A 3,671-nucleotide genomic window follows, 5' to 3' on the forward strand; every position below is an offset into this window, starting at 1 on the left:
AGACAGCTGGCTGATCATTTCGCCTAGTGATGCGTTCTTGCCTCCTACCGAGTCCACGTCCGTCATGCGGAGCTGCTCGAACAAAACAACGTACGACATTGAAGTCACCTTTTACAATGGAATGAAAGCGAGTTTGGTCAAGGCATCAGGAAGCTGGATCACAGTCGGATCACAGCCCCAATTTACGCGCTGACCAAACTGGCCTTGGACCGCCCTTGGGGTGACTTATAGGGGCCTGATTGTACTCGGTGGAGTGCATCCGGCCATCTGCCTGGTTGGAATTTTTTACACATGACATCTACCCCGATCGTACGCACGGTATACATCGTTTCCGACAGTACCGGCATCACCGCAGAGACCTTCAGCCAGTCAGTGCTTTCGCAGTTTGAAGAGGTCAATTTCAAGCCTGTCCGCCTGCCCTTTGTCGACACGCTGGAAAAGGCCGCGGAAGTGGCCATGCGGATCGACCGCAGCGCCCTGGAGGCCGGCGTCCCCCCGATCGTGTTCAGCACCCTGGTCAATCCGGACATCCTGGCGCGGGTTCGCCAGGCGAACGGGGTTTTCCTGGATCTGTTCGGCACCTTCGTCAGCCATATCGAGCAGGCCCTGGGCCTCAAATCCAGCCATTCCATTGGCCGCTCGCATATGCAGGCCAATTCGGAAAAGTACCGCAACCGCATCGACGCCATCAATTTCAGCCTGGCGCATGACGACGGCCAGTTCGTGAACCAGCTGGACCAGGCGGACGTGATCCTGGTCGGCGTGTCCCGCTGCGGCAAGACGCCTACCAGCCTGTACCTGGCCATGCAGTACGCCATCAAGGCGGCCAACTTCCCCCTGACGCCGGACGATTTCGAGCGCGGCACCCTGCCCTCGACCATCGCGCCGCACCGCGGCAAGCTGTTCGGCCTGTCGATCCAGCCCGAACGCCTGGCCGAAGTGCGCAACGAGCGCCGCCCCAACAGCCGCTACGCGCAGCTGGAGCAATGCCGCTACGAAGTGGCCGAGGCCGAGCGCATGATGCGCCGCGAAGGCATTTCCTGGCTGTCCAGCACCACCAAATCGATCGAGGAGATCGCCACGACGGTGTTGCAGGAAGTAGGCCTGGACCGGGGCTGAAAACGCCAAGGGCGCGCCCATGGCGCGCCCTTGCTGCCCGTGCCGTCCGGATCAGGGGCGCAGCTTGACGCGTTCGCGCGATCCTGCGCCCCAGTATTTCAACGGCCCCATTTCCTGCTGAGCGGTCGATTCGGACGCTTCCAGGCGCATTTCCTGGCTACCCATATTGGACGAATTGCCGCTCACGCCCTCGATGCTCAGGCGCACGTAGCGGGTCTGGCCGGGGGCCAGCGTGAACGACAGCGTTTCATCGTCGCGCAGGGTATCAATCACGTACTTGCCGGCGGGCCGGTTCACATAGAAGAAACTACCCGGCTTGGAACGGCCGACCTTCACGCCGTTGACCCGCAGGTACGGCTGGCCCGACACCACGCCGACCGGCGCGGGCGGCTGGTAGAAATAGATGCGCCCCGTTTCCGGCACCATGATGGGAATGGCGCTCGCGACGTCCTTGTACCGGGGACCGCCGCAACCCGCCAACAAGGCCGCGCCCAGCACGGCAGCGGCCACCATCTTGAACCTGCGCTTCATTCTATCGTCTCCGATGTCGGCCTCGCTGGCCATGCAATTGACCGGCCCATGCGAGTAAGTGTGTTTATGAGTCTAAAAACTACAAACTGTAATTTTACTCATAACGCAGCGGTTCTCGCTCGCGCCGTCCGGCGCCCCAATACCGCAGGTCCGACATCGCCTGGACAGCGTCGTCGCCCGACGCCTCCAACTTCAGGATTTGCCTGCCGCCCGCGACATCCACGCGCACATACCGCGTCTGTCCGGAAGCGAGCGGAACCTTGAGCCCGTCCCTGCGCTCCTTGCGGTCAGTGGCGGTGATGACCTCCACCTCGCCTGGCGCACGATCCACGAAGAAGAAGCGACCGGGCTTCGAGCGCCCGACCTTGCGGCCGTCGACCAGGATCGCCGGTTGCGCGACCTTGTCGCCGTTGGAGGTCACGGGTTGGTAGAAGTAGATCCGGCCTTCGGCAGCCTCAAGCGCCGGGATACGGTCCGCCACGTCGCCGTAGCGGGGGCCGGCGCATGCAGACAGCAGCAACGCCGCGGCCAGCGCGGCAATACCCGATTTGACCCAGCTTTTCATGTCCCGTCCTTGATCCGATCCTGCCCTGACTCGGCCACGCGGCTCGGGCAAACGGGGCAGTATAAACAGGGGACGGTGCCTTCAATCGGCGGAAAAGCGGCGAAACAAGGAGTTGATCGGGGCTCAGCCCAACTTGCCGCGCAAGGCTTGGCGCCGCTGTTCAAACAGGCAGATCGCTGCTGCGGCGCCCACATTGAGCGATTCCACTGCCGCCATGTCATGCGGAATGCGGACCTTGAGGCGCGCGGCCGCAAGCAGCTCCGCGGCCACGCCCTGGCCTTCGTGGCCGAACACCCAGGCGCAACGCTGCGGCAAGCCGTCTTCGTACAGGTCGCGCGCGCCGTCCAGCGCGGTCGCCACCAGCGGCACTTTCAGCCGGGGCAGCAAGGCGGCCAGATCCACATGCTCGTGGATGGCCAGGGCGAAATGAGCGCCCTGCCCGCTGCGCAGCACCTTGGGAGACCAGGCCGCGGCGGTGCCCGTCGCCAGAAAGACGCGCTTCACGCCTGCAGCCGCACAGGTGCGCAGCAGCGTGCCGACATTGCCGGGATCCTGGATGCGGTCGAACAGCACGCAGTTCTCGTCCACGGCCTCGGGCAGGTCCAGGAGCGGCGGCGTTACCTGAAAAGCCACGCCCTGGCCGCTTTCGACAGCCGCCAGGGACTGCATCAGCCGCGCGTCCAGGGCCAGGCAGTCGCGGTCCGGCACGGAGGCCACCAGCGCCGCGATATCGGGCTGGGACAAGCGTTCCACGTCGAAGATCGCCTGATCGGGCGCGCCGTGATGCTGCAGCCACGCCTGGCACAGGTGCACGCCGTCCAGCAGCACCGGCGCGCCGCGCTTGCCCGCCGTGGCGGCGAGCTTGGCCAGCGCCTTGACCGCGGGATTGTCGCGGGAACTGATGTGCTTCATGAGTTCAGGCCGAAGGCCTTGATGGGTGCGAAGCTGCGCCGGTGTTCAGCGCAGGGACCGTGCTCGCGCAGCATCTCCAGATGCAACGGGGTGCCATAGCCCTTGTGCTGGTCGAAGGCGTATTGGGGATAGAGGGCATGCAGGCGCAGCAGGTCCGCGTCGCGCGCCGTCTTGGCGAGGATGGAGGCCGCGGAAATCGCGGGTACCAGGGCGTCGCCCTTGATCACGGTCTGCACCGTGCAGCCCAGCTTGGGAGCCTGGTTGCCGTCCACCAGCGCCAGTTGCGGCAGGGTGGACAAGCCCTGCACCGCACGCTGCATGGCCAGCATCGTGGCGCGCAGGATGTTCATGCTGTCGATCTCGGCGACGCTGGCGCTGGCGATGCACCAGGCCAATGCGAATTCCTGGATTTCGAGCGCCAGCGCCTCGCGCGTGGCCGCCTTGAGCACCTTGGAATCCGCCAGACCGGCGATGGGCCTTCCCGGATTCAGGATGACGGCAGCCGCGTAGACGGCGCCGGCCAGCGGGCCGCGGCCCGCCTCGT

The 3,671-nt window shown here is 64.8% G+C and carries 5 protein-coding genes; 1 reads left to right on the forward strand and 4 read right to left on the reverse strand.

All coding sequences use genetic code 11. The features are described from left to right. Positions 1 to 291 precede the first annotated feature (291 nt). Positions 292 to 1,119: a posphoenolpyruvate synthetase regulatory kinase/phosphorylase PpsR gene (gene ppsR, locus VIR09_RS09265; protein WP_013393455.1), complete on the forward strand. Its 828-nt coding sequence runs from the start codon at positions 292 to 294 to the stop codon at positions 1,117 to 1,119. Between the two features lie 51 nt (positions 1,120 to 1,170). On the opposite strand, the gene VIR09_RS09270 is transcribed toward ppsR, so the two are convergent. The 4 genes from VIR09_RS09270 to rnhB form a co-directional block, all read right to left on the reverse strand. After that, positions 1,171 to 1,650, reverse strand: coding sequence for a DUF2846 domain-containing protein (locus tag VIR09_RS09270; RefSeq protein ID WP_332012593.1), 480 nt, complete (start codon positions 1,648 to 1,650; stop codon positions 1,171 to 1,173). A 94-nt stretch (positions 1,651 to 1,744) separates the two neighbouring features. Further along, complete coding sequence (locus tag VIR09_RS09275; RefSeq protein WP_332012594.1) at positions 1,745 to 2,215, reverse strand: DUF2846 domain-containing protein; 471 nt, start codon at positions 2,213 to 2,215, stop codon at positions 1,745 to 1,747. A gap of 123 nt (positions 2,216 to 2,338) precedes the next feature. Beyond that, on the reverse strand, positions 2,339 to 3,127 hold the full coding sequence (locus VIR09_RS09280; RefSeq protein ID WP_332012595.1) for an RNA methyltransferase: 789 nt from the start codon (positions 3,125 to 3,127) through the stop codon (positions 2,339 to 2,341). Then, positions 3,124 to 3,671, reverse strand: a 548-nt coding sequence (rnhB, locus tag VIR09_RS09285) for a ribonuclease HII (protein WP_332012596.1), incomplete at its 5' end; no start/stop codon positions are given. The genes VIR09_RS09280 and rnhB, both read right to left, overlap by 4 nt.

This window comes from Achromobacter sp. (assembly GCF_036567245.1).
GTDB lineage: Bacteria > Pseudomonadota > Gammaproteobacteria > Burkholderiales > Burkholderiaceae_B > Achromobacter.